The sequence below is a fragment of the Streptomyces sp. NBC_00390 genome, assembly GCF_036057275.1.
GTDB lineage: Bacteria > Actinomycetota > Actinomycetes > Streptomycetales > Streptomycetaceae > Streptomyces.
Genome location: NZ_CP107945.1, coordinates 7,403,758 through 7,428,401, shown reverse-complemented (window position 1 = coordinate 7,428,401; position 24,644 = coordinate 7,403,758). Strand labels below are relative to the sequence as shown.

General features: G+C 70.3%; 25 protein-coding genes and 2 pseudogenes. 14 read left to right on the top strand and 13 right to left on the bottom strand.

What is annotated here, in order from left to right; translation table 11 throughout:
• Positions 1–66 precede the first annotated feature (66 nt).
• The 11 genes from OHS70_RS33030 to OHS70_RS32980 all read right to left on the bottom strand — a co-directional run bounded on the left by OHS70_RS33030 (position 67) and on the right by OHS70_RS32980 (position 13,294).
• Entirely contained in the window at positions 67–1,485 is a 1,419-nt protein-coding gene (locus OHS70_RS33030) for a DEAD/DEAH box helicase (RefSeq protein ID WP_328403588.1), read from the bottom strand.
• A gap of 575 nt (positions 1,486–2,060) precedes the next feature.
• Positions 2,061–3,602 carry an ABC transporter ATP-binding protein gene (locus tag OHS70_RS33025; RefSeq protein ID WP_328403586.1) on the bottom strand — a complete coding sequence of 514 codons (1,542 nt, stop codon included), beginning with the start codon at positions 3,600–3,602 and terminating at the stop codon, positions 2,061–2,063.
• Positions 3,586–4,401: an ABC transporter permease gene (locus OHS70_RS33020; RefSeq protein ID WP_328403584.1), complete on the bottom strand. Its 816-nt coding sequence runs from the start codon at positions 4,399–4,401 to the stop codon at positions 3,586–3,588. The genes OHS70_RS33025 and OHS70_RS33020 overlap by 17 nt, the downstream gene beginning before the upstream one ends.
• Complete coding sequence (locus OHS70_RS33015; protein WP_328403582.1) at positions 4,398–5,351, bottom strand: ABC transporter permease; 954 nt, start codon at positions 5,349–5,351, stop codon at positions 4,398–4,400. The genes OHS70_RS33020 and OHS70_RS33015 overlap by 4 nt, the downstream gene beginning before the upstream one ends.
• A complete protein-coding gene (locus OHS70_RS33010; RefSeq protein WP_328403580.1) occupies positions 5,348–6,940 on the bottom strand; it encodes an ABC transporter substrate-binding protein in 1,593 nt (530 codons plus the stop codon). Before OHS70_RS33010 ends, OHS70_RS33015 begins: the two co-directional genes overlap by 4 nt.
• A 57-nt stretch (positions 6,941–6,997) precedes the next feature.
• A complete protein-coding gene (locus OHS70_RS33005) occupies positions 6,998–7,789 on the bottom strand; it encodes a class I SAM-dependent DNA methyltransferase (protein ID WP_328403578.1) in 792 nt (263 codons plus the stop codon).
• 10 nt (positions 7,790–7,799) lie between these two features.
• Positions 7,800–9,059 (bottom strand): MFS transporter, encoded by a 1,260-nt coding sequence (locus tag OHS70_RS33000; protein ID WP_328403576.1) that lies wholly within the window; start codon positions 9,057–9,059, stop codon positions 7,800–7,802.
• The gene (locus OHS70_RS32995; RefSeq protein ID WP_328403574.1) at positions 9,056–10,105 is read right to left on the bottom strand and encodes a dipeptide epimerase; all 1,050 of its coding nucleotides are present in this window, start codon (positions 10,103–10,105) and stop codon (positions 9,056–9,058) included. The genes OHS70_RS33000 and OHS70_RS32995 overlap by 4 nt, the downstream gene beginning before the upstream one ends.
• Positions 10,102–11,193, bottom strand: coding sequence for a PLP-dependent cysteine synthase family protein (locus OHS70_RS32990; protein ID WP_328403572.1), 1,092 nt, complete (start codon positions 11,191–11,193; stop codon positions 10,102–10,104). The genes OHS70_RS32995 and OHS70_RS32990 overlap by 4 nt, the downstream gene beginning before the upstream one ends.
• The gene (locus tag OHS70_RS32985; protein ID WP_328403570.1) at positions 11,190–12,041 is read right to left on the bottom strand and encodes a Rossmann-like domain-containing protein; all 852 of its coding nucleotides are present in this window, start codon (positions 12,039–12,041) and stop codon (positions 11,190–11,192) included. Before OHS70_RS32985 ends, OHS70_RS32990 begins: the two co-directional genes overlap by 4 nt.
• Positions 12,038–13,294, bottom strand: a complete 1,257-nt coding sequence (locus OHS70_RS32980; RefSeq protein WP_328403568.1) for an ATP-grasp domain-containing protein — start codon at positions 13,292–13,294, stop codon at positions 12,038–12,040. Before OHS70_RS32980 ends, OHS70_RS32985 begins: the two co-directional genes overlap by 4 nt.
• Before the next feature lie 187 nt (positions 13,295–13,481).
• Between OHS70_RS32980 and OHS70_RS32975 the strand changes: the two genes are divergently transcribed.
• The 3 genes and pseudogenes from OHS70_RS32975 to OHS70_RS32965 form a co-directional block, all read left to right on the top strand.
• Complete coding sequence (locus OHS70_RS32975) at positions 13,482–14,129, top strand: hypothetical protein (protein WP_328403566.1); 648 nt, start codon at positions 13,482–13,484, stop codon at positions 14,127–14,129.
• A gap of 89 nt (positions 14,130–14,218) precedes the next feature.
• Positions 14,219–14,938 (top strand): alpha/beta hydrolase, encoded by a 720-nt coding sequence (locus tag OHS70_RS32970; RefSeq protein ID WP_328403564.1) that lies wholly within the window; start codon positions 14,219–14,221, stop codon positions 14,936–14,938.
• Between the two features lie 25 nt (positions 14,939–14,963).
• Positions 14,964–15,449: pseudogene (locus tag OHS70_RS32965) on the top strand (permease); the annotation flags it as partial.
• A 207-nt stretch (positions 15,450–15,656) separates the two neighbouring features.
• Here OHS70_RS32965 and OHS70_RS32960 read toward each other — a convergent pair.
• Together OHS70_RS32960 and OHS70_RS32955 are read right to left on the bottom strand one after the other, a co-directional pair.
• On the bottom strand, positions 15,657–15,938 hold the full coding sequence (locus tag OHS70_RS32960) for a hypothetical protein (protein ID WP_328403562.1): 282 nt from the start codon (positions 15,936–15,938) through the stop codon (positions 15,657–15,659).
• Between the two features lie 173 nt (positions 15,939–16,111).
• The gene (locus OHS70_RS32955) at positions 16,112–16,765 is read right to left on the bottom strand and encodes a type III effector protein (protein ID WP_328403560.1); all 654 of its coding nucleotides are present in this window, start codon (positions 16,763–16,765) and stop codon (positions 16,112–16,114) included.
• Positions 16,766–16,894: 129 nt separating this feature from the next.
• On the opposite strand from OHS70_RS32955, the gene OHS70_RS32950 reads away from it, so the two are divergent.
• The 11 genes and pseudogenes from OHS70_RS32950 to OHS70_RS32895 all read left to right on the top strand — a co-directional run bounded on the left by OHS70_RS32950 (position 16,895) and on the right by OHS70_RS32895 (position 24,603).
• On the top strand, positions 16,895–17,326 hold the full coding sequence (locus tag OHS70_RS32950; RefSeq protein ID WP_328403558.1) for an Hsp20/alpha crystallin family protein: 432 nt from the start codon (positions 16,895–16,897) through the stop codon (positions 17,324–17,326).
• 90 nt (positions 17,327–17,416) lie between these two features.
• Positions 17,417–17,812, top strand: coding sequence for a DUF2267 domain-containing protein (locus OHS70_RS32945; RefSeq protein WP_328403556.1), 396 nt, complete (start codon positions 17,417–17,419; stop codon positions 17,810–17,812).
• A 233-nt stretch (positions 17,813–18,045) separates the two neighbouring features.
• Positions 18,046–18,483, top strand: a pseudogene (locus OHS70_RS39170) (phosphate-starvation-inducible PsiE family protein); the annotation flags it as partial.
• 738 nt (positions 18,484–19,221) lie between these two features.
• On the top strand, positions 19,222–19,389 hold the full coding sequence (locus OHS70_RS32935) for a hypothetical protein (protein ID WP_328403552.1): 168 nt from the start codon (positions 19,222–19,224) through the stop codon (positions 19,387–19,389).
• A 175-nt stretch (positions 19,390–19,564) separates the two neighbouring features.
• Positions 19,565–19,741 carry a hypothetical protein gene (locus OHS70_RS32930; protein WP_328403550.1) on the top strand — a complete coding sequence of 59 codons (177 nt, stop codon included), beginning with the start codon at positions 19,565–19,567 and terminating at the stop codon, positions 19,739–19,741.
• Positions 19,742–20,627: 886 nt separating this feature from the next.
• Entirely contained in the window at positions 20,628–20,810 is a 183-nt protein-coding gene (locus OHS70_RS32925; protein ID WP_328403548.1) for a hydrophobic protein, read from the top strand.
• A gap of 103 nt (positions 20,811–20,913) precedes the next feature.
• Positions 20,914–21,087, top strand: coding sequence for a CsbD family protein (locus OHS70_RS32920; protein ID WP_328403546.1), 174 nt, complete (start codon positions 20,914–20,916; stop codon positions 21,085–21,087).
• A 732-nt stretch (positions 21,088–21,819) separates the two neighbouring features.
• The gene (locus tag OHS70_RS32910; RefSeq protein WP_443062686.1) at positions 21,820–21,960 is read left to right on the top strand and encodes a hydrophobic protein; all 141 of its coding nucleotides are present in this window, start codon (positions 21,820–21,822) and stop codon (positions 21,958–21,960) included.
• Positions 21,961–22,757: 797 nt separating this feature from the next.
• Positions 22,758–23,183: an STAS domain-containing protein gene (locus tag OHS70_RS32905; protein ID WP_328403544.1), complete on the top strand. Its 426-nt coding sequence runs from the start codon at positions 22,758–22,760 to the stop codon at positions 23,181–23,183.
• Positions 23,184–23,467: 284 nt separating this feature from the next.
• Positions 23,468–23,845, top strand: a complete 378-nt coding sequence (locus tag OHS70_RS32900) for a hypothetical protein (RefSeq protein ID WP_328403542.1) — start codon at positions 23,468–23,470, stop codon at positions 23,843–23,845.
• A complete protein-coding gene (locus OHS70_RS32895) occupies positions 23,833–24,603 on the top strand; it encodes a GAF and ANTAR domain-containing protein (protein WP_328403540.1) in 771 nt (256 codons plus the stop codon). The genes OHS70_RS32900 and OHS70_RS32895 overlap by 13 nt, the downstream gene beginning before the upstream one ends.
• Positions 24,604–24,644 lie beyond the last annotated feature (41 nt).

Here is a 24,644-nt window from a genome sequence, read left to right as displayed (position 1 = left end):
GACGTCGCGCGGTGCCTTCGCACAAAGGCCGCCCGCCACGTCTCTCTCCGGCCGGTTCGTCCCGCGTCAGCGGCCCTTGCGTACCCGGGCCGCTGCGCGGGCTTCCGCGGTCTTACGGGCTTCGGCGGCTTTGCGGGACTCCTTCGCGGGGCGGCCCGGACGGGTGCCGAGGCCGCGGAAGGGGGCGTTGCCGCCGCTGGTCCTCCCCCCGATCGGCGGGCGCTTCGCCCCGGTGATGGTGGTCAGCTTCTCCTCGCCGGAGCGCACCTGTGTGACAGTCGGCCGGATCCCGGCGTCGGACATCATCCGGTTCACATCGCGTCGCTGGTTGGGGGTGACCAGGGTGACCACGTTCCCGGACTCCCCGGCGCGTGCGGTGCGCCCACCACGGTGCAGGTAGTCCTTGGCGTCGGCCGGCGGGTCGACGTTGACGACGAGGTCGAGCGCGTCGATGTGAATCCCCCGCGCCGCGACATTGGTGGCCACCAGCACGGTGATCTCACCGTCCTTGAACCTGGCGAGCGTGTGCGTGCGCTGCGGCTGCGACTTCCCGCTGTGCAGGGCAGCGGCCTGTATGCCGCTGGCCCGCAGTTGACGGGTGAACTGGTCGACGCCGGCCTTGGTGTCCAGGAACATCAGTACCCGGCCGTCGCGTGCGGCGATCTCGGTCGCGGTCGCAAACTTGTCGGCGGCGTGGATGTTGAGCACGTGGTGCTCCATCGTGGTGACCGAGCCCGCCACCTTGTCGACCGAGGCGAGCACCGGGTCGCGCAGGTAGCTCCGTACCAGCTGATCGATGTTGCGGTCCAGCGTGGCCGAGAACAGCAGTCGCTGCCCGTCGGGACGGACCTGGTCCAGGATCTCCGAAACCTGAGGCAGGAAACCGAGGTCGCACATCTGATCCGCCTCGTCCAGCACCGTGATCCGCACCTGGTTCAGGTGGCAGTCCCGGCGTGACACCAGGTCGGCCAGCCTCCCCGGCGTCGCGATGACCACGTCGGCGCCGCTCCGCAGCAGCTCCGACTGCCGGTTGATCGACAACCCGCCGACCACCGTCGCCAGCCGCACCTTCAGCGCCTGCGCGTACGGCGCCAGCGCGTCGCTCACCTGCTGCGCGAGTTCCCGCGTGGGCACCAGGACCAGTGCGAGCGGCCGCTTCGACTCCGCTCGCAGGCCTGCCGTCCGGACGAGCAGCGCAAGCCCGAAAGCGAGCGTCTTGCCGGAACCGGTCCGCGCGCGGCCGAGGACATCGCGGCCGGCCAGCGCGTTGGGCAGGGTCGCCGCCTGGATCGGGAACGGCTCCTTCACCCCGAGGCCGGTCATCGTCTCCATCAGCTCCGGCGGCAGCCCGAGTGCGTCGAAGGACTCGACCGGCGGCAGGCCCGGGATCACCGTCCGTGGCATCGACAGTTCCCCCTGCGGCGCTGTGGCACGCCGGGGCTTGTCGGCACGGGAGCGTGCAGGGGCCGGCAGCGGTGCGTTCATGGGGAACCTTCCTCGGTCTGGCGCCCGGAACGAGCCGGGGCCCGTACCTCTTGGTACGGGCCCCGGCGGCGTCGAAGCGTGCCCCCATTATACGGATCGTTCAACAACGAGATCGGGACACCGGAATCACCCCCCGGCGCCGTCGCGCGCATGCCGACGGCGCCGGGGGAGAACCGACTGCACGTTATGCCCGGAGCCAGCCCCCCATCTACCACCAGCAGAACTCAAAACCCCAGGTCACACTCACAACCTAGAGCCTCGATCAAACCCGGAACGGTTTCAGACAACCCATGTCGCGCGGTTGAGGCAGTCGCTGCCACCAACGTGTCCATGGCAATGGGGCGCCCCCTCCAGGTGAGCTGCAGCCGGTTCGAACCGGCTGCACGGCGAGCAAGCCAGATCCGGTCGGGCCGGACCCACATGCTGGACTCAGCACTCTCCGACGGCTTGGGGTTCGCCACGATCACCCCGCCGCCACAGCCTTCACGCACTACGTCGCAACCTGCGGGACGAGGCCACCCCCCAGCCGCGTTGGAGCTGGAACGGCGAGATCAAAGGCAACGGTCCCCGACCAGTCAGGGACGGAAATTCGCTACCAGACCCGCCGAACCTGCCACGAGTGAAGCAGTGAATCCGTGCCGCGGCGCGGTGAGCACCTGTTGTGCCGGCCCCTGCTCGATGAGCTCGCCGGCGTCCAGTACGGCGATCCGGGCGGCAGTCGCTGCGGTGTCGAGGTCGTGGGTGATCAGGACCAGGGCCAGTTCGGGTCGGTCGCTCAGCAGGACGGCGAGCGTGTCCAGGAGGCCGCACCGGGTGACCGTGTCGAGGCCGGAGGTGATCTCGTCGCAGATCAGCACCCGTGGCCGGGCGAGCAGGGCCCGGGCGAGCGCGGTCCGTTGGAGTTCGCCGCCGGACAGCTGGCCGGGCCTGCGCCGCGCCAGCTCCTCGGTGAGGCCGAGGCCGGTCAGGGTGTTCAAGGCCTCCGCAAGAGCCTCTCGCGGGTCCGCTCCTCGCAGCCGCACCGCCGTGCGTGCCACCTGGTCCAGGACCGGTCGGTGTTCGTCGAACGCGGCCTTCGCGTCCTGGAAGACGTACTGCACAGCGGCCAGTTGTTCACGGGTCCGGGCGCGCAGGCTGCGCGGGAGCGGGGTGGTGTCGAGCAGGACTTCACCTGCGTAGTCCCGGTGGAGTCCGGCGAGGCAGCGGGCGAGCGTTGTCTTGCCGCTTCCGGAGCGGCCGACGACGGCCAGGCACTCGCCTGAGCGGAGGGTGAGTTCGGGGATGCGCACCACTTCCTTGGTACTGCGGGCGCCGTCGCGGTGCCGGGCGGTGAGGCCACGTACCTGGAGTGCCACGTGTCCTTCGCGCACGGGCGGGCTGTCGTCTGTCTTCCCGTCTGCTGCCAGGAGTTCGGCAGTCCAGGGATGTCGCGGTGCGAGCCACAGTTGCCCTGCGGGGGCCGCCTCCACAATTCGGCCGCCGCGCATGACCAGAACCTCGTCGGCCAGGGCCCGGACGACGTCCAGGTCGTGGCTCAGCAGGACCACAGCGACACCCTGCCGGGCGACCGCCGCCAGCTGGTCGACGATGTGCCGCTTCGTCAGCACGTCCTGCCCCGTGGTCGGCTCGTCCGCGACCACAACACTGGCGCCGAGCAGCAGTGCCTGTGCCAGGACGGCGCGTTGCTGCTGGCCACCCGAGAGCTGGTGCGGATAGCGCCGAAGCAGGGACTCGCCCTCCGGGAGCTGTGCGGCCGAGAGTGCGTGCAGGATGCGCGTTCGGGCGGCGGCCCGGCGCTCGGGCCTGGGCAGGCCCGACCCCTGCTCGCGGGCGATGTCCCGCAGCAGCGCGCCGACCCGGCGTGCGGGGTTGAGGACGGCGCCGGGGTGCTGGGGTACATATCCGACGAGGCCGTTGGATACGCGTACGTCACCAGTCACACGGGCACCCGCCGGGTACTCGCCGAGCAGCGCGAGGCCCGTGGTTGTCTTACCGCTGCCGGACGCGCCGACGAGTGCCGTGACCTTCCCCGGCCGGACCTGAAAGCTGACGCCGTCGACGATCGCGCGGCCGTCGATCTCGACGCGTAGGTCCTTGATCTCAGCGACCGCGGTCACGTGCGTTTCCTCTTTTCCAGTACGGCGTCTTTTCCAGTACGGCGTCGGAGAGCAGGTTGCCGCCCATGGTCAGGGCGACGATCATCAGGGCCGGGACGACCACGGCCCAGGGCTGGACGAACAGGCCCGTACGGTTGCGGTCCACCATCACGGCCCAGTCGGAGGCGTCCGGCGCGACTCCCACGCCGAGGAAGGCCGCGGTGGCCACCAGGTAGAGCGCGCCTGTGAGGCGTACGCCCGCGTCTGCGGCGAGTGTGCGCGCGATCGACCTGCCGACATAGCCGACGGCCATGCGCCACCAGGTCTCGCCCTGCATGCGCAGTGCTTCGACGGCCGGGCGTGAGGCAGCTTCGGCCGCGGCCGCGCGGACGATCCGCGCGGCGTCCGGGATGTTGACCAGGGCCACAAGCAGTGAGAGTCCCGCCACCCCTGGCGAGAAGACGGCGGCCACCAGCAGGATCATCAGCAGCGACGGCACGGCGAGCAGCACGTCCACGGGCCGCATCAGCAGCTCTTCGAGCCATGTCCGGTGGGTGAGCGCGCTGATGAGTCCGACCGGCAGGGCCACCAGGTAGGCCAGTGAAGTCGCGGCCAGGGCCACGAGGACCACGGACCGTCCGCCGAGCAGCACTTGCCGCCAGACGTCCCGTCCGACGAAGTCGGTGCCGAGCCAGTGTTCGCCGCCGAGGGTGAAGGAGGCGGCCCGTGGGCCAGGGGCTCCGGCGAACAGCGGTCCGAGCAGGGCTAGGGCGAGCGGTACGCCGACGATCAGCGCACCGAGCATGGCGCGGTGTCTCATGCGGCCACCCCCGCCCGCGGCGCGAAGCGGTGGGCGACCAGGTCGGCGCCCAGATTGAGGGCGACAGCGGTCAGCCCGAAGACCACCGCGAGGCCCTGCACCACCGGAACATCCCTTTCGGCGACAGCATTCATCAGCACCGTTCCGAGCCCGGGGATCACATACAGCGCCTCCACGACGATGACCCCGCACAGCAACCAGTCGACCGTGCGGGCAAGTTGCTGGGCGGCAGGCGCGATGGCGTTGGGCAGCGCGTGCATGTAACGGATGCGGACGCCGGAGATGCCGTAGCGGCGGGCCTGGGCGACGTACGGCGAGGCCAGCGCATCGATCATGCCCGCCCGTACCAGGCGCGCCAGCGAACATACCGGCCGCGACAGCAGGACGAGAACGGGGATCACCAGCGCCGCGGGGTGGGCGAGCAGGTCGGTGCCGTAGCCGACGGCGGTCGGCGGCAGCCAGCCGAGGCGCAGGGCGAACACGGTGACCAGCAGCACGCCGAAGGCGAACTCCGGGACCGCGTACACGCCCAGCGCCACCGAACTGACGAGCCGGTCCACGAGACGCCCCTCGTGGCGGGCGGCCAGCACACCGAGGCCGACCCCGGCGGGCACCAGCAGCACCATCGTGAGCACGGCGAGCAGCACGGTCGGCCCGAAGCCGTCCGCGATGTACGTGCTGACGGGCCGCCCCGACGCCAGGGACGTGCCGAAGTCGCCGTGCAGCAGCCCGGCCGCCCAGTCCGCCAGGCGTTCGTACGCCGGCCGGTCCAGATGCATCGCCTCGCGGATGGCCGCGATCCGCTCAGGGTCGGGCTGGTCGCCGGCGAGCGCCACTGCGGCGTCGCCCGGCAGCGCCTCGGTGAGGGCGAAGACGAGCAGCACGACGGCTGCCGTCTGCGCCACGCCGAGCAGCAGCCGCCGGGCGACCCAGGACCGGAGTCCGATCACGCCAGCCAGACCTTGTCGAAGCGCGCCCAGTCGAGGGAGTTGGCGGGTGCCTTCTGCTCGACGCCCCGCACCCTGCTGGCGGTGCCGAGGATCCAGTCGGCGAAGCCCCAGATCAGGAAGCCGCCCTCGGTGTGCAGGCGGCGCTGCATGCGCTCGTAGACGGCGGCGCGGTCCTTCTTGTCCTTGGTGGACTGTGCCTGCTGGTAGAGGGCGTCGAAGTTCTTGTGCTTCCAGTGGGTTGCGTTGGTGGTGGAATCGGTGAGCAGGCGCTGGGAGATGTGGGACTCGATGGGCATGGCTCCGGAGCGGTAGGAGGCCAGGGTCCCGGAGTCGAGGATGTCCTTCCAGTAGCTGTCCTTGCTGCCGGTCCTGATCTCGATGGTCACTCCGGCCTTGGCTGCCTGGTCGCGGAAGATCGCCGCGGCCTCGGTGAATCCGGCAGCAACGGGTGAGGTGTCGAGGGTGACCTTGAGCTTCTCGGCTCCGGCCTCCTTCAGCAGCTTGCGGGCCCGGTCGAGGTCCTGTTCGCGCTGCGGCAGGCTGCCGGCGTAGTACTCATAGCCCTTGCCGAACAGGTCGTTGCCGATCTCGCCCGCGCCGGACAGGGCGCCGTCGACCAGTTCCTTGCGGTCGGCGATCAGGAGGAACGCCTCGCGGACCCGCTTGTCGTCGAACGGCGGCCGGTCGGTCTTCATGACGAAGCCCTGCATGGCGCTGTTGCGCAGTCGGACGATCTGGATCTGCCCCTTGTTCTCGTGGGCGCGGGCGGTGGCGGGGTCGAGTTCGTGGGCGTACTCGACCTGCTCGCCGAGCAGGGCATTGGCGCGTGCCGATTCCTCGTTGGCCACGACGAACTCCAGCTCGTCGATGTACGGGGCGCCGTCCCAGTAGGCGTCGTTGCGCTTGAAGACAGCCGACCTGCCGGGCGCGAAGGACACGAAACGGAACGGGCCGCTGCCCACCGGCTTCTTGTCGAAGTCCTTAAGCCCCTCGGGGACGATGTACGCGCCGAACGCGGCGAGCACGTTGGGGAATTCGGCGGTCGGGCGCTTGAGGACGAACTCGATGGTCCGAGCGTCGAGGGCTCTGCTGGCCTTCAGGTCGATGGGCTCCAGCGACGCCTTGGCACGGAACGCCTTCGCCGGGTCGGCGATGCGGCGGTAGCTGTAGAGGACGTCCTGGGCGGTCACCGGCTTGCCGTCGTGGAAGGCGGCCTTGCGCAGGGTGACGTTCCAGCGGTCCAGGCCGGCGTTCGGTTCCCAGGCCGAGGCGAGCCGGGGCTGCGCGGAGAGGTCCGGTCCGTAGTCGGCGAGCTTGTCGAAGAGGGCCTTGGCACGGGCGGCGTCGGCGAAGAGGTTGGCCAGGTGCGGGTCGAGGGTCTCGCTCGCGCCGCCGCCTGCGAAGGCGGCGCGGAGCCGTCCGCCGCGCTTGGGCTTGCCGTCTGCCTTGGCGGGGCCGGCTGCGGTGTCGGAGCCGGCGCAGCCTGCAAGGGCGAGCGCGCCGAGTCCGGCCGCGCCTCCGGCTGCGGCGAGGAAGCCCCGGCGGCGAAGGCCGGGGAAGCGGGAGTCGTTGACGGGGACGTCGTTCATGAGGGTGTCCTTGCTGTGCGAGCGGATGTCGGCGTGGGGGGCGACGATGTGTGGGGTTCAGCGGGCATGCGTGAGGCGGGCGACGAGATGGAGCCGGTCGGCATCGGCCGTGGCGGCCGGCAGGTCGCCCTCATGCCACGGCGGCTCCGTACGGGGACCGGGCCCGTCGTACAGGGCGAGCACCTCGAAGCCGTGCACGGCGAGGACGTGACGCAGTTCCTGGGGGAAGAGCAGCCGCCACGCGGAGCGCTGCTCGACCGGTGGCGATCCGTCGTCGGCGGTCCATGCACGGGTGCGGCGCAGCAGTTGCGCGGCCCGGTCCACGCGCAGGATGGTGGTGGACCGGTAGGCGGTGCCCTGCCAGGTGAAGCCGTTGAGGGACGGACGGTCGAGGAGTTCCGTGCGGCCGAGGAAGAAGGCCCCGTTGCGCATCTCCGCGACAAGCAGCCCGCCGGGAGCCAGCGAGGTGCGGCAGGAGCCCAGGAAGCCGTCGAGCTCCTCGTTGGTGTGGCAGTACAGCAAGGCACTGTCCAGGCACACCACTGCGTCGAAGGTCCGTTCGGCGAGGTCGAATCCGCGCAGGTCCGCCCGGACGTATTCCGGACCGGGGTGGTGCACGCGCGCGTGTTCCAGCATCGCCTCGGACAGATCCGCGCCCACGACTCTGCGACCGGCTCCGTGCAGATGGGCGGCGTCACGGCCGGTGCCGCAGCCGATGTCCAGGACCCGCGGGCCGGCACCGTGCCGCCGCAGAGTGTCCTCGGCCCAGCGCCCGGCCCGCCGTGTCTCGTCGGGGAAGCGGGCCTCGTACAGGGCCGGGTTGTCGGTGAGCAGGTTTGCGTTTCTCATCTGTGTCTCCTCACGCCGGCACCGGTACGGCCGCCACGGGGGCGGGAAGGATGCGCAGGTGGTGCAGCCAGGCGATGCCCGCGGCCGAGATGAGCCCGAAGGCCAGGCAGCACGCCCAGGGCAGCCACTGCGCCCCCGCGCGCTGACCCGCGTCCATGGCCCAGCCGACGACCGTGTTGCCCACGGCCGCGGCGATGCCCGAGACCACGTAGAACAGCCCGAAGTAGGTGCCGGTGAGCTCCGGGCGGCCGAAGCGGGGGATGAGCTCCATGACGAAGGGCTGGGCGATCATGACGCCCAGGTAGAGCAGCAGCGCCCCGGCCAGGACAGGGAGCGCGCCGAGCACCGCATCGCCGACGCCGCCCTGCGCTGTCCCGGCCCCCGCCACTGTCATCGGCGGTATGAAGGCCAGCCCCATCAGCGTGAGCCCCGCGCTGATCCATCTCGCCCTGCTGCCTGTGCTCTTCAGCGCTCGAGTAATGCGCAGTTGCAGCCAGAGGTTGGTGAGGGTGCCGACGAGGAAGACGATGCCAGCTGCGCCGTCCCAGCCGGTGGCCCGGCGCGCGCCGTCCGGCAGCAGCAGATACAGCTGGTTCTCCATGGTGAACATGCCGACCATGGCAACGGCGAACGCCACGAAGCCGCGGTTGCCGATCACTTCGCGCCAGTCCCCGAGGACGCTGTTCGCGGACGGTGTGACCTCGCGGGCCGGAAGCACAACGGCCTGGGCGACCGTGAGCACTGCGAAGATCCCGGCCGCGGTGAGCGCGGAGGCGCGGAAGTCGACCAGCAGCAGGGCGCTGCCGAGCAGCGGCCCTGTCAGGGCGCCGGTGGTCGCGAAGACGTTGAACAGGGCGAACGCCTCGGCCTTGCGCTCCCCCGCCTCCAGGGCGAGATACGCCCGTACGGCCGGGTTGAACAGCGCCCCGGCCAGCCCGCTGAGCACGGACGCGGCCAGCAGCACCGTCAGTCCGTCGCCGAGAGCGAAGAGCCCGAAGCCGACGGTGCGCAGCGCGCATCCGGCGATGATGACTTTGCGCGCTCCCAGCCGGTCCGATGCCGATCCGCCGATGAGGAACAGGCCCTGCTGGCTGAGGTTGCGTACGCCGAGCACGATGCCGACGACAGCGGCCGACAGCCCGAGGTCCTCGCTCAGATGCACGGCGAGGTACGGGATGAGCAGATAGAAGCCGGTGTTGACGCCGAGCTGGTTGACCAGGAGGAGCCGTATCGCGAGGGGGAAGCCGCGTATCTCGTGCCACGTCTTCACCCTCGGTCCTCCTCGGTGCGCGGGTGCACGCCGAGTCCCGGACGCGGGCTCGTCCGTACGGTGCCGTCGGCGCCGCCGATACCGGTCCACGGGTCGTGGGCGAGCAGCAGATGCCCGTCGAGGTCGATCCACCGGGCTCGATCGGCGAGATGCACGGCGGGGGCGATACCGAGCGTGCTGGCGGTCAGGCAGCCGAGCATCAACTCGGTACCGGTGCCCTCGATCAGTTCGGCGATCCGCAGTGCCGCGGTGACGCCGCCGCACTTGGCGAGCTTGACGTTGATGCCCTGCACCCGCCCGGCAAGTCGGCGAGCGTCCTCGTGACCGACCGCGTCTTCGTCGGCGATGACCGGCAGGGGCGAGCGTTCGGCGAGGCTCGCCAGCGCCTCGGGGTCGCCGGGTGCGATCGGCTGCTCAACGGCCTCGATTCCCAGCTCCGCGAGGTGGGGCAGCAGCCTCTCGGTCGTGCTGACCGTCCAGGCGCCATTGGGGTCCAGAAGCAGCCGCGCGTGAGGGGCGGCGGCCCGCACCGCCCGTACGCGGTCCAGGTCGTCGGCGGGGTCCGGTGCCCCGGCCTTGAGCTTGAGGGCCGAGAACCCGTCCCGTACCAGGCGGGCGGCCTGGGCTTCGGCCTGCCTCGGCGACGTGATGCCGATGGTGCGGCAAGTCGCGGCGGACGGCCGGGCGGAGGTACCCAGCAGTTCGTGGACCGGTATGCCTGCGCGCTTGCCCACGAGATCGAGCAGCGCGGACTCGACGACCGCGGTCACCGCGGGCGGGGTGCTCTCCCGGCCTCCGTTGCGCAGGGCCTCCAAGGCGCTCTCCGGTTCGGCGAAGCGTGCCAGCCACTGGGACTCCGCGTGCAGCAGTCGCCCGAGTGCGTCGGCATCGAGGCCGTAGTACACGCTGGTGACGGCCTCTCCGCGGCCTAGGCGGCCTGCGTGTTCGATGAAGAACCAGACGGCCTCGCGGCCCGCCATCGTCGACCGGGATATGCGCAGCGGCTCGGTGAGTTGGAGACGCACGGTGCGCTGACTGACCTTCACGGGCTCTTTTCCAAGCGTGGGGTTCGGCTGCGCAGCGGGTCGGTGACGGCGCGGCACCGGGCCCAGCCGGTGGCCTCCACGGCCCGCGGATGCGGGATCTCGACGGGACGCCTGGCCGCGGTGGCCAGGTCGAGCCCATGGGCGGCGGCGAAGTCGTCGTCGTAGACGCTGCCGAGATAGCGATGCGGCCCGTCGGGGAAGACGGTGGCGACAACGGCTCCCGGGTGGACACGAGCGGCCCAGGCCGCCACAAGCGCTACGGCTCCGGTGCTCCAGCCGCCGCTGACGAAGTTGCCGACAGCGAGCTTCCGGCAGGCGTCCGCGGCCTCGGCCGGGCCGACCCAGTGGACTTCGTCGAACGCGTCGTAGGCGACGTTGCGCGGATGGATGCTGCTGCCCAGGCCGCGCATCAGGCGGGGCTTGGCGGGCTGGCCGAAGATCGTCGAGCCGGTGGCGTCCACGCCGATGAGCCGGAGCCCGGGCCAGTGACGGCGCAGTGGGCCGACGACGCCGGCGCTGTGGCCGCCGGTGCCGACGCTGCACACCAGCACGTCCAGGTGGTCGAGCTGTACGGCCAGCTCGGCGGCGAGGGAGGCGTAACCGGCGATGTTGTCGGGGTTGTTGTACTGGTCGGGCCAGTAGGCGTCCGGCAGCGATGTCAGCAGTGCACGCAACCGGGCCAGGCGGGCGGCCTGCCAGCCGCCCTCGGCCGCTGGGCGGTCGACCAGCTCCAGCCGGGCCCCGTATGCGCGCAGCAGCTGTCGCATCGAGGGCTCCAGCTCGGTGTCGCCGACCAGCACGATCGGATGCCCCAGGGCCTGGCCGGCGAAGGCCAGCCCGATGCCGAGTGTTCCGGAGGTGGACTCCACCACCGGGGCGCCGGGCCGCAGTTCGCCGCGCTCCTTGGCTCCGAGCAGCATGGAGACGGCGGCTCGCGCCTTCATGCCGCCGGCGCCGAGACCTTCCAGCTTGGCCCAGAAGCCGGGCTGGGGGCAGGGCAGGTCGACGGTGATGCGGGCGAGGGGGGTACGGCCGAGCAGGGCGAGCAGTCCGCGGTTGCCCGCGGGGCTGAGGACAGCCGTGGTCACAGGGCGGCTCCGGAGCGCTCACTGCCGCCGTAGCGGTGGACGATCCCGGGCCCGCCGTCGAGCCAGAAGAAGGGATACGGCTCGGCGGACACCGCACTGACTCCGGCGCCGATGAGGCGCGGAAGCACCGCGCTGCCGGTCTGGGCGAACATGACCAGCGGCTTACCGAGGCGCATTGCGCGCTCGCGCAGCGGCTCGAAGCTTCCGTTGCCGAGCGTCATACCCGAGGCGAGGACGGCGTCACAGCACTCCAGCTCTGCCAGCGCGTCGGTCCGTACCGGCTCGCCCCACTCCGTCGTGCCGCCCTTGAGGTCACAGGGTATGTACGCCAGACCGCGTGCGCGCAGCGCCTCCAGCAGCGAGTTGACCACGCCGACGACGAGGACGGTGCGCCCTGGGCGGACGTCGAGCAGACCGGTGACGGCCGCGGCTCTCGCCCGGGACTTCTCCAGTGAGCTCCCGGCGGGGAGCGGACACGGCCGTGCGCCGCTCGCGGAACCATGGGGAAGCACGTGCATCAGGTAGGCGTCCAGTGCGGCCACCCGTACCGGCAGCAGTTCGTGGGCCAGGAGCCGGGCGACGTCCGCGCCGACGCAGTCGTCGACGGCGCTGTCGGGGAGCTCACCGGGCTCGACCGCGCACGAGCCCACGGCTTCGGCCAGGCGCAGGCTCAGCACTTCGTTGCGGTAGCCGCCGCTGCGCCCGTCATGCCGTACGGCCTGGCGCGTGGTGAACGCCACGGCAATCCGCTGAGTCCTCGGGTCGGGTCCGAAGCCGCCGCGGAGCACGCGGTCGACGAGTTCGTCGTAGGAGGACGCGGTGATGTTCGTGCGGGTGATGGCGGTCATCGGCCGACCACCGTCGGGCAGAGTGCCGAGAGCAGGGTCTCGACCCGGTCGCGGGCCCCGAGGCCCTCGGCGTCGGCGGCCATGACGTGGCCCAGGTACTCGTTGTTGCTGCCCGCTGCCCTGACGACCTTGCCGGGTTCCTCGAGCTGGAGCTCCAGCAGGCCCGCTGCCGTGCGTACGTCGTCGGCGCCATCGATGGCCTCGAGTACTCCCCCGGTGTCCGGCACCAGGAATCCGATGGCCGCGCTGCGCAGGCCGGTGGCTCGTCGGCGCAGGTCCGGTTCGCGGCCGAGGGCCACGTCGACGCAGGCGGCGGCGAGGTCGATCCCCGTCACATGGCGGACCAGTTCGGTAATGCGGTTGCCGGCGGGACGGGGGTTGACCTCCACCACCCGGGGCCCGCCGGGCGTCAGCTTGATCTCGGTGTGCGCCACGACCCCGTCCAGGCCGAGGGCCTTCAACGCTCGAACAGCCGTCTCCGCAGCTGCCCCGGCGTCAGCGGCAGCGAGCTCCGCGGGGAACATATGGCCGGTCTCGATGAACGCCGGCGCCCCACCGACGCTCTTGTCGGTCACCCCGACCACCCGCGCCGTCCCGGCGAACGACACGGTCTCGACGCTGACTTCCGGCCCCCGGAGCAGCTCTTCCAGCAGGACCACGGGCTCGCGGCGCTGGCCTCGCGCGTTGACTGGGAAGTCCGCGAGCGCCCTGTAGGCGCGGGTCAGCTCCGACTCGTCGTCGACGCGCCGTACGAACATCCCGGCGCACAGGTCCACGGGCTTGAGAACCAGCGGGTAGCCGATCTCCCGCGCCGCATCGGCGGCCTCGGCCCAGTCCGCGCAGACCGCGAAGCGGGGCCCCGGCACTCCGGCATCGGAAAGGACACGGCGGGTCGCGTCCTTGCGGCAGGCGTTCTCGACCGCCTTGGCAGCGGGGCCCGGCAGCCCGAGGCGTCCGGCGATCCGTGCGGCCGTCGGGAGGTAGTAGTCGCAGGAGGTGATCACCCCGTCGAAGCCCAGTGCACCGTGGGCGCGCTCCACGAGGGGCAGCAACGTCTCGATGTCGTTGGTGTCGGCGGTCAGCACGTTGTGTGCCGCGAGCAGCGGGTGCCCGGTGCCCTCAGGGGCGGAACGCAAGTAGTGGTGCAGATCACGGGTGAGGAAGGTGAATTCGTGCCCGCCCTCGCGGATCGCTCTTGGCAGCAGCCTGCTCATCGATCCGACCCAGCTCTCGACCATCAGCAGATGGGCCACGTCTTCCTCTTCTCAGAACGCGGGTTGGACTCATGAGGTGTCGGCGGCACCCGTCCGGGACGGGCCGCCTTGACGGAGACCCACGTTATCGACAATCGTTTTCATTGTCATCTGATCCAGCGTCGATTCTCTGAATGCGAGACCCGCGACTCCCGCTGTACGCCACCGGAACGTTCTCTGCGCACTCGTGGCCACCACCGCCGCTCTGGTCCCGGCTGTCCCGGGCCACGCCACCACCACCCCCGCTCCATCCCCGCGTTTCGGTCCCTGCCCGGAGTCCATGCCGGGCCCGGACTCCCCCGATCGGGTGGAGTGCGGGTGGCTGAGCGTCCCGCTCGACCGGGAACACCCGGACGGCGAGCGCATCAGCATCGCCGTCTCGCGCGTACGCGCTTCGGGGCCACCCGAGGAGCGGCGCGGCATTCTGCTGATGAACCCGGCGGGTCCGGTGGCCCTGGGCTGGCGTACGCCGTCACCAAACGGGCCAAGTTGCCCGAGCGCGTTCGCCGCTCCTACGACGTCATCGACTTCGACCCGCGGCACCGGCCAGAGCGCGCCCGCGGACTGTGGCCCGATGGGCGGCCTTTTCGACAACCCCGGAGCGGAGCCCGTACCGTCCGGCCACACCGCGGAAAAGGCGTACCTCGACTCATTGAGGCGCATGGCGGACGACTGCGCCGCCGGCGTCGGCGACGCGCCGGCGCATCTGTCGACCACTCAGACCGCCCGGGACATGGACGCCATACGCTCCGCACTCGGCGAACGGCGGATCGACTTCCTGGGCGTCTCCTGCGGCAGCTACCTCGGCGCCGCCTATGCCGCGCCCTTCCCATAGCACGTCGGCCGTATGGTGCTCGACAGCGTCGTCGGCCCCGGGGAGTGGTACGACTTCGACCTGCGGCAGAGCCGCGCACTGCCGCGCCAGTGTTCTTCGCCTGGCCCGCTCGGCACGAAGAACGCTTCGGTCTCGGCGGCAGCGCCGGTCAGGTCCGCTCCGCCTACAGGCGGGCGCGTCAGGAACTCGCAGCCCGCCCCGTGGACGGCATCGGTCCTGCCGAGTTCGACCGTGCCGTGTACCGGGCGCTTGGCCGCACGGAACGCTGGGAGGGCCTCGCGGCAGGCGTCCGTGCGTACCTGCACGACGGCAGCGCTGAACTCCTGCGCCCCGCCACCCCCTTCGACGGCGCCGCGTCACGTACCTATGAGTCCGCGAGCCGCGTCGTGAAGTGCGCGGACGGGCCCGGTCCGACGCCGGGTCGGGTCACGGCCGACCTCCGGCGCCTGCGGCGTCTCGAACCGCAGCCGATCGTCACAGGAATCGAAGCGGCGGCTTGCGCGTACGGGCACCACATACCCGCCCAGAGCACCCGGCTCGGCAGCTCCGTGGTGCCCCCGGTGCTGCTGATCGCCTCCGAACACGACCCCGTCACACCCGCCGAGGGTGCCCGGCAGCTTCGGAAGCGGCTGCCCGGCTCGCGCCTGGTCACGCTCCACGACGACTACTCGCACGGCGTGTTCGCCAGCCGGGGCAACGCGTGCGTGGACGGCGCCGCCGCCGCCTATCTGGTCGACGGGAGCGTCCCGGTGACGGATGTGCACTGCGACGGGCCCGGCCTGCCGACACCTCGAGTCCCCAACGAATGAGTTCTCAGCGAAAAGGAGTTACACGATGACCGACGCCCCGCAGAACGCCCCGCGCCCCTCGTACACCGTGCGCCCCGCCACAGTGGCCGACGTGCTGATCTCCGGAGCGGTCAACGCCTTCGTACCGGCGCATGCGTGCAGTAAGGCGCTCCCGCCCAACCCCGCCTTCGCGGTGCCGGTGGCGAGCGCGGCCGGGATCGAGCTGCCCGGCTGCGAGTGCGCCTCGGTACCCGTGGCCGGGAGTCTGATCCGGCGGGGTGTGACACCGGCTGCCGCCTTCGCGTTCCTCCTGTCCGCGCCCGCCGTCAACCCGATCGTGCTGACCGCAACTGCCGTTGCTTTCCCGGGCAGTCCGGAGATGGTTGGCGCACGGCTCATCGCCTCACTCGCCGTCTCCGCGGCGATGGGGTGGCTGTGGCTGTGGCTGAAGCTCGGGCGAGCGGAGTGGCTGCAGATGCCGGCCCGGCACACCGGGCACCAGGACGGGCACAGCCGGTGGGAGGAGTTCCAGTCAGAAGGGGGTCCGTACTCCCCGCCCAGCATCACCAGGAGGTCGGTCGGTCCTATGGATCGATGGAGCCATGGTCGTCGACGAGATTGATCTTGCGGTGCCGGGGCAGGGCTGCGCCGGTCCCGCCGTGGTCAGGATGTTTCGGGTACGGCGCGCGTCAGGGGACCGAGGTCTCCGTACAGGGCGGCGTGCAGCGCGGCGGCCGGGTCACGGGCCCGCTCTCCGTACAGCACGAGGTAGATCGAGCCGGCCGAGGAGTCGGCGCGGATCTGGCGGGAGCGGATGAGCTGGATGACGGCCGCGCGGATCGCGTCGCACTCCGGTCCCGCGGTGAGTGTCGGCCTTCACCGGCCACCGCCGGCCCTGCTCCTCGACGGCGACGAACACCTGGTGCTGCTGCTTGGCCCGCCGGCAGGCGGCGTTGAAGGCGTCGACGTCGGTGGCGTCCGGGACCAGGCCGGGCGGACACGGGGTGGGCAGCGGTTGCATGAGGGTCACCGTGCCAGGACCAGGAAGTACGCGGGATACCCGATGCCGGAATGGTCGCCTGCTCCGACGCGGGTGTCCGGAATGGTCGCCTGCTCCGACGCGGGTGTCCGGAATGGTCGCCTGCTCCGACGCGGGTGTCCGGAATGGTCGCCTGCTCCGACGCGGGTGTTCGGTCAGTCGGGTGGGGGCGGGGCCGTGGCGGGACCTGTGAGGGTGTCGAGTCGGGCGGCGAGGTCGGGGTGGGTGGTGGTCAGGTGGGGGCGGGTTGCGTTGAGGGGGTGGATGAGGTCGGCGGGGTCGTTGTGGGCGAGGGCCGCGAGGAGTTGGTCGAGCGGGCGGCGGGCGGCGGTGGGGAGGTCGGTGAGGGCGGTGATCTGGCCGGCGATGCGGCGCAGGTCGGCGGCGTTACGGCGGGCCCATTCGGCTTGGGTGCGGTCGGCGGCGCGGCGTTCGCGGGTGGCCTGGACGCGTTGTTCGCCCGTGGTTCCGGCGGGGCCGGGCCGGTTTCGCAGATAGCGACGTTCCGCGGCCTGGCGGCTGGCGACGCCGAGGGGGTGGGCGAGGTCGGCCCAGCTGGCTCCCGCGTGCCGGGCCGTTTCGATCAGGCCGGTCTCCCATCCGGCGAGCTGCTGGCGGACCTGCCGCAGCAGCAGCAGGGAGGCCAGGGCCTGCTCCGCGCCGGGGCTGGCGGCGGGGGTGTCGGAGGTCTCCTGCCGGGCGGCCTGCAAGGCGTCGTCTATGGCCTGCAGGGCCGCCGCGGCGGCGAGGAACGAGGCCGGGCTTCGGCCGTCGGCGCTGGACGGGGCCGGCTGGTCCGCTGCTGTCACGGGCACCCCCCTCGGGCTTGTCATCGACTGGACGACTCCGTGCTTGTCATCCATTGGATGACATGTTACAACGGTTTCAGTGAAGCGCATTGGCAGCAACTGCCCGAACCTGCTGGAGGTGTTTTCACGATGTTGATGCGCACTGACCCCTTCCGTGAGCTGGACCGGCTGGCTCAGCAGCTGATGGGCCCGGGCACTTGGTCGCGGCCGTCCCCGATGCCGATGGACGCCTACCGCGAGGGCGAGCGGTACGTGGTGGCCTTCGACATCCCCGGCGTCAGCGCGGACGCGATCGACATCGACGTCGAGCGGAACATGCTGACCGTCAAGGCCGAGCGCCGGCCCGCGGCGAAGGCCGACGACGTGCAGATGGATCTCTCGGAGCGGCCGCTGGGCGTCTTCTCCCGCCAGGTCGTGCTGGCCGACACGCTGGACACCGAGCACATCGAGGCCGACTACGACGCCGGGGTGCTGACCCTGCGGATCCCGATCGCGGAACGCGCCAAGCCCCGCAAGATCGCCATCGGCGACGGATCCGGCCGCAGGGAGATCTCCGGCTGACCCGCGCACGACAAAAGCCAACAGCTGCGGAGGACGGGTCACTGATCTCCCCCGTCCTCCGCAGCCCATCGACGCAAGAGGGTGGCGGCGGTGACTCTGCGACGCGAGGCGTTCCTCGACCGGGTGAAGGAACGCGGTGAGTACGGCAGCCTGCAGGAAGCGGAACGCGCGGCCCGTGTGGTGCTCGCCCTGCTGGGGGCGCACCTGGTCGGCGAGGTGCGCGCCCAGCTCGCGGCGCGCCTGCCGGAAGTCTTCGCCCTAGTCCTCCTCAACCCGCTGCAGAGCGCCGAGCCGCTGCCACCGGAGCGGTTCGTTCGGGCGACGGCGGCCTGGATCGAGGGGGCCACCGAGCAGACCGCGGCCTGGGACGTCAGCGCTGTCCTCAGCACAGCCGCCGACGCGGCCGGTGACGACCTGCTGGGGCAGATCCTGCTCCAGCTCCCCGCGGGCTACGACCTCCTCTTCGGACGCCCCCAGCCCGCCTGATCACCCACCCACTCACCCGGTGACCACCATCCCGGCGACAGAAAGGCAACCACATCGGGCAAGGATCGCCCACTCCTCATCCGGCCGGCCCCGTTACGAGACGGCGGTCCGTCTCCCACCGCGGCGAGTTCGGTGAAGGTCGCCTTCAACCCCCAGGCTGCCGCCACAGGGAGGGATCCGCTCGTCCACCCGTTCGGCAGCACGCCGCGCCGGCGGGCCGGGGCACCCATAGCATGCTGACTGTGCGACCCATTCTCCCGAAGATCGAGGGCGGCCGGGTACAAGGCCTTCTGCAGCTCATCGAGGACGGCATCCACCTCGTCGTCGCGGCGCTCCTCGTACTGCTCGCGGGGCTCCTGACCGTCGGGGTCGTCCACGACGTCATCAGGTCGATCCAGGGGCCGTACCGCGAGGAGACGGTCGTTCTCTCCGCCCTGGACAACGGCCTTGTGCTGTTCATCGTGGCCGAGCTGCTCCACACCGTCCGCCTCACCATCAGGAACCAGACCCTCGACGCGGAGCCGTTCCTCGTCGTCGGCCTGATTGCCGGCATCCGCAAGGTGCTCATCGTGACGGCCGAGGCGGAGAAGTCCTTCCGGTGGAACGTCGAGGGGATCGAACTGCTCGTCCTGGCGGGGCTGATCCTCGTGATGGCGACAGCGGTGTACGTGTGGCGGCGCTCGACGCGGCCGGGAGACTATTTCCCGCTCCAGGAGGCGCGGCGCTCCACATACGCCCCTGACCTGCTCCTTCCTACGGTGTGGCGACACGGAAACGTCCCCGCCAACTGTCCGGAAGTGGTGTCCATCGCAGCCCCCGCAACCGCCCCGCCCGAGCCCGGCTCGCTCAAGCGCATCGTCGCCACCAGCCTCATCGGCACCACCATCGAGTGGTACGACAACTCATCCGATCAGAGCCAGGACCTGCGACTTTGCGCCGGAGCGAAGCACACCTGCAAGCGCCTGGATACAGGGTCACCCAACCGTTCACCCGCGATGATCGTGGTCCCGACGGTCCTGGCGATTCCAGCGGCTCCGGCGTTGCCTACTGTATCGGCGGTCCCAGCGGTCTTGTTGATCGCGGTAGTCCCGGTAGTCCCGGTAATCGGGATCGCCACCATGGCCCCGGCGCCCGGAACCACCACGGCCGAAGTGGGCGAGGCCAAAGATCAACACGCCCGCAGCCACCCACCACATAGGGTTGAGGAAGCCGAAGCCGATCAGAGCCACCACGAAGATGAGAAGCAGAACGAACATGTCGGGCCTCCCGGAGCGGAACGGTCATCGCTGCCGGGGGCTGGGGCCTCACCGAACAGCGTAGCCGCTGCCCAAGGGCTGCGGATAGCGCCCCCTGTTGACTCGTACTGCCGAGCGTAGACCCCTACTTGACACCAGCTGGGGGACGAGTCCATGCGCGAACAGCTGGAGGACCTGGCCCACATGTGCGCCCAGCCGTACATCACCGGCCCCAACAAGGTGCGCATCAATACGGAGTTCCGGTCCTACGCCCGCGCCTTCTCCAGGTGCCGGGGAGCGGGACTTGACCTGGTGCCGCTCCACCGGCTGGTGCGGGGCTGAGTGGTCAGTGTTTGAAGGAGTCCTGATCTTCGCTCCGGCCTCCTTGATGTTGCCCTTCGCCTGACCACCGCGGCCTTCGGCCTGCAGGCGCCGACTGCTGGGGACGCGACCGACAGTCTTCTTGGCGCCGCCTTTCACCGCCTCGGCTTTGTGCGCAATCTTCTTCGCGACACTCATGGCTGGCCACCTGGGTGAGTTTCTGCTGGGGTGCGAGGGGGACATCGGTGGCCGCCTGCCGGTGAGCGACCTTCGCGTGCGGATGCGGCCTACTGGGGAGCGGATCGGTGCCCGAACCAGTGCGGCCCGCTCCGACGACCGCGCCCCGGTCGAGAGGGCGATCGCCTTGGAGTGAGTGGTTCCCCTGTGCATTCGGCGTTCCTGCGCTGGGGGTCTCTCGTTGGTCGATCAGCTCGTCGCACCCCTCGCCGGCCGCCGCCGTCTCCTGGCGCGTTCGGCTTGACCTTCCGCAGCCTCCCCGCCGCCCAGTGGAGAGCCCCCAGGGCTATGGGGAACAAACCGGCCCCTCTGTGCGCCACGAGCTCCTCGGAGCGGAACAGGTCATCGCTGCCGGGGCTTGCGACTCTCCCACCGGCGTAGTCCTGCCCGTACGCCGCAAGCAGCTCTGCGTGGGACAGCCCCGCCCGTCGCCAGATGTCCCTGACGCCTGTTCAGGGAGTGCGTCGACGACTAGCTTGTGTGGTGCGGCCCGGGCCCCCGGCAGCGTCGAGAAGTCACCGCGCTCCCTCGGAGCGCACCTTGCGCATCGATGCCGGAGCCCGCCTCGTCACGAGCGTGGCCGTTCCGCAGTCGCCTTCGCCATGCGATTCCGGCGCCGCCCCGATGCGCCCCATTTGGGCACCCTTTCCGCTGCCCGCCACGTCGCACGTATCCGAGAATTGGCGGTACGCATGTACGCGCTGATCGTTCCGGCTGCAGTCCCCTTCGTCCTGCTCGGCACCGTGATGGGCCTGTCCTGGTGGGAGGACCATGTCCTCCCACCGCCCAAGGAGCCGGCGGAAGCCCCTGCCGAGGCTCCGTCGACACCAGCGGCCCCAACCGCCTTGGCACAACTCCCCAGCAGCTCCGCCACGTTGACAGGAGTCGCCGACCGGAGTTGACTGACGCCGACGGCGTAGGGCTGTGGTGCTCCGGAATCACCGGGCAAAGCCTTCACCTTCGCTTCGCCCAGCCCCCGCGGAACGCAGGACATGTCCCTGTGACCGCGTGGAGGCGCAGCCATGCTGCTCTGGGTTCTTCTCCTTCTGCTGATCCTGATTGTGTTCGGGTTCGGCTTCACCATGCAGATTCTCTGGTACGTCGCGTTGGTGCTACTGGTCGTCTGGATCGCCGGGTTCGCCATGCGCGGCCGCCGTGGTGGTCGCAGTCGTGGCGGGCGTCGATACGGCCGAAGCCGCGCGTAGCCCGTACCGGGCCCTATCCCACGCGCGGGAATCGCAAGTTGCACGGCAACCCCACGCGGGAGCCCCACCCGAGCCTCACCCAGTGGACGAACAGAGGACAGCCATGAGCTTTGGACAGAAGGTCAGGAACAAGGCACAGGAACTCAAGGGCCGGATCACGGAAAGCATCGGCCGAGCCGCCCGCAGCAGGCGGCTGAAGAGGCAAGGGAAGACCGACCGAGTCGCCGGGAACCTGAAGCAGTCCGGCGGGAAGGCCAAGGACGCGTTCAGGCGCTGACCGCGACCTCCCCGGGTGGTGCCCACGTCGCGTGGGCACCACCCGGCAGGCACCGATGCGGAGCACGAGCCGAGCGGGTTGATGGGAATGCAGCAGAGCGACCTACGACATGAGAGCCATGCGGCCACCGAGGCCGACGCGCTGCTGGCAGAAGACCGAGGCTTCCCCCGACGGCGAACAGTTCGAGGAGCAGAGACCCGCGATCCCGGTGCACCACGCCGACCGTGTCGAGGGCCACCGCAGGATGCACACGGCGGTGCGTGGCCAGCGCGGCACGGAAGAGATGCCGGAGGCCATGGTCGAGGCCCGCGGCCTCTTCGACGCACTGATCACCGAACAGTCGGCCGACTCGGGCCGACACCGCCAGCAATTCCCCGACGACCATCGACACACGCCGTGGCTCGCAGCCGCCACCACGCGTAGGGAAGTGGCACGCAATGACGTACGACCCCGAATGCGCACAGCAGCGCATGTCTCCTGCCACCGCCCCGGCCGGGCCTCCACCGAGGGTGCTCCTCACACCAGCGGCCCCAGCTCAAGCGTCGCCGACAGAACTCCTCCGTCCTACCGGCCCGTTGACAGGAGACGTTGCCCGGCGTTGACTGACGACGACGGCGCAGGGCTATGACGCTTCGGATACTCCGGGCGAAGTCCTCCTCCTTCCGCTTCGCCGGGACCCCGCGGAACACAAACAATCTTCCGCGAGCTGGAGGCCTGGCCATGCTTCTCTGGATGCTTCTTCTCTTGCTGACTCTGTTCGGGCTCGGCTTCCCGATCCTGATGCTGTGGTACGTCGCGGTCGTACTCGTGGCCGTCTGGATCCTCAGCTTCGCCGTCCGCGGCGGTGGCCGGTCCGCCCCCAGCCACAGGTAACCGGCGCCTGGACCGTCCCGCCCGCGGAACCAGGCGCCCTGTCAGGGGCCGAGAGAGCCAGGTCAGTGGACGGCAGTGCGTAGCGCAGGATGCACCCCCAGGTCGAGCCGTACTGCCGTGACAGTGGGCCGGTGCTGTGAGGTTGCCCAGCAGGCACGGAAGCGCAGGGGGGCCTGCGAGGAGCGGGAAGAGGACGTAGTCCTTGACGAGTTGACGGCCGGCCTTGGAGAGAAGCCCGGCCAGATCGGCGAAGAGGTCACGCAGCGGCTTCCGGCCGGCGACAACGACGTCGGTTTCCAGGTCGTACAGCGCGATGCCTCATTCGAAGAAGGGGGCAGGAGGATGTTGTAGAGGGTCCGGGCGAGGTGACGGGGGCGCCAGGTCTGCTCATGTCGACCGTCTACCGCAGGTGGTGTACGTCCCCAAGTACCCTGCGGCGAAACGGATATGTACACGCGTTGCCGCCGCCTGGACAGCGTCCAGTCCCTCAGAATGAGGGCTTTCGGCCGTCCGTGGGACCGGACCGAGGACTATGCTGCTGTGTGGACGTCCCAGACCCCGGCGGCATGTTGTTGCTCAACACAGATGGCTGCGGGGAGCGGATCTTTCGTCCGGTCACCCGGCGCATCCCCCTGGAGGGAACTGGGTGGGTCCCCTGTCCTGGTACACAGGCTGCTGGATCGGTCATTCGCCCGCCTCCGCCGAAAGTACGTCCCCTGCCGGGAGCACGTCACGGGGCGCCGGAAGTCCGGCACCGCCGGATCCGTTGCCCGGTTGGTCTCCTGAACCGAGGCGCCATGCCCATTCCGCAGCTGAACATCTACCGGCACGACAGAGAGAGCCGAGCGCTGATCACCCTGGCCGGTGAGATCGACCTCGACACGGCCCCACTGGTGCGCGAATCGCTGGAGGGGTGCCTGCGCGACGGCATCCGCACCATCGACATCGACCTCATCACTGTCACCTTCTGCGACTGCAGCGGCCTCAACGCCTTCCTGCACGCGTCACAACAGACCACCGCAGCCGGCGGGTCCCTCCAACTGCATCACCCGCCAGCGCTGGTGGCTCGGCTCGTCGAACTCACCGGCTCCGGCTTCCTGCTCCTCGGCCTCCCGTTCGGACGCCTGCCCGCTCCTCTCCAGGGCGGACCGGTCCCGGCCGCCCCAGCCGCGCCGCGTCGGCTTGCTCCCGTCGTGCCTGCCCTCTCGAGCGGTGTGCTGTGATGGCCTGGTCCCGGCAGGGGCAGCCGCGGAACCCTGATGGTCCCGATTCGTCTGCCATGGACGCGGTGCGGCTGCGTCGAGTGAACCGCTGGCAGGCCGAGGAGCTGTGTGAGAATCTGGCGGATCTTTACCTGGAGTCCTCGGACCCGTCGCCGAGTGAGGGACACCGTAGCCGCAGCCGGGAAGAGTTCCTGCACCGCCTCAGTGGCGACATCCGCAGGCCGGGGTTCGCCATGGCGATCGCGGAGTCAACTGCCTTGGTGGGATGTGCTTTCGGATTCCCCGTGAGGAGCGACAGCTTCTGCTGGCTCGGGTTCGACGGGGCACTCCCGCCCGGCATCGAGCAACTCACCGGGTCCGACAATGCCTTCGCGGTCAACAAGATTTTGGTCGCTCCGCACGAGCAGGACGATGACATCGCCCGCCGACTGCAGCAGCGGCTGCTGACCGACCACCATGCGTCGCTCGGTGTCACCCTGGTCGATGAGGCCGACCATCCGTCCCTCGCTGCCTTCCGGTCCTGGGGATGGCAGGACATCGGGGAGGTCTGGAAGCCGCCCGGCCCCACCATGTTCAGTGCGCTGGTTCTTCCCTTCGGGGAGCGAACGACCATGAGACTGAACAAGCTTGCCCGCCATGACTGGACTCGGTGGCCGGGGTGATGCCTCAAAGCCGGTCGGCCCGGATCCGGGTGCTGGTCGCCGAGCAGGCAGCCCGACGGGGCTCCCGGGTCGGCATGGTGGATGTGTGCACCGCCGCGGTGGCAGCCCTGTCGATCGGCGGGGCCGGGGTGTCCGCGATGTCCCGGACGGCGGCCAGCCATCCGTTGTGCAGCACCGACGACATCAGCCAGCAGTTGGAAGAGCTGCAACTCACCCTGGGTGACGGGCCGTGCGTGGACGCCTTCACGCAGGGCGCGGCCGTCTTGACGCCGGACCTGCGAACCGGTGAACTGCGCGACGGCTGGCCCGTGTTCGCTGATGCGGCCCTGGAAGCCGGAGCGCGCGCGGTCTTCGCCTTCCCCCTGCAATTGGGGGCGATCAGTCCTGGAGTTCTGGACCTGTACTCCCGAGTGCCGGTCCAGTTGGACGCGGAGAAACTGGCCGACGCGTTGACCTTCGCCGATATCGCGACTCTGATCCTGCTCGATACGCAGATCGACGAGACAGGCGCGACGGCCGGCGGAATGCTGCTGGACGGGCGCTTCGATGACCTGGGCGCGTACCGGGCCGAGATCGACCAGGCCACTGGCATCCTCACCGTCCAACTCGGCGTCGGCATCGAAGAAGCCTTCGTCCGGCTCCGCGCCTATGCCTATGCCCAAGGGCGCCGACTCGCCGAGGTGGCCGCCGACGTGGTCGCCCGCCGGCTCAGCTTCTCCCCCGACACATATCCGGATCAAGGCGATGACGATGCCTGACACCCCCGCATGGGCCGACGGATGCACTGCGCTGCACTTCC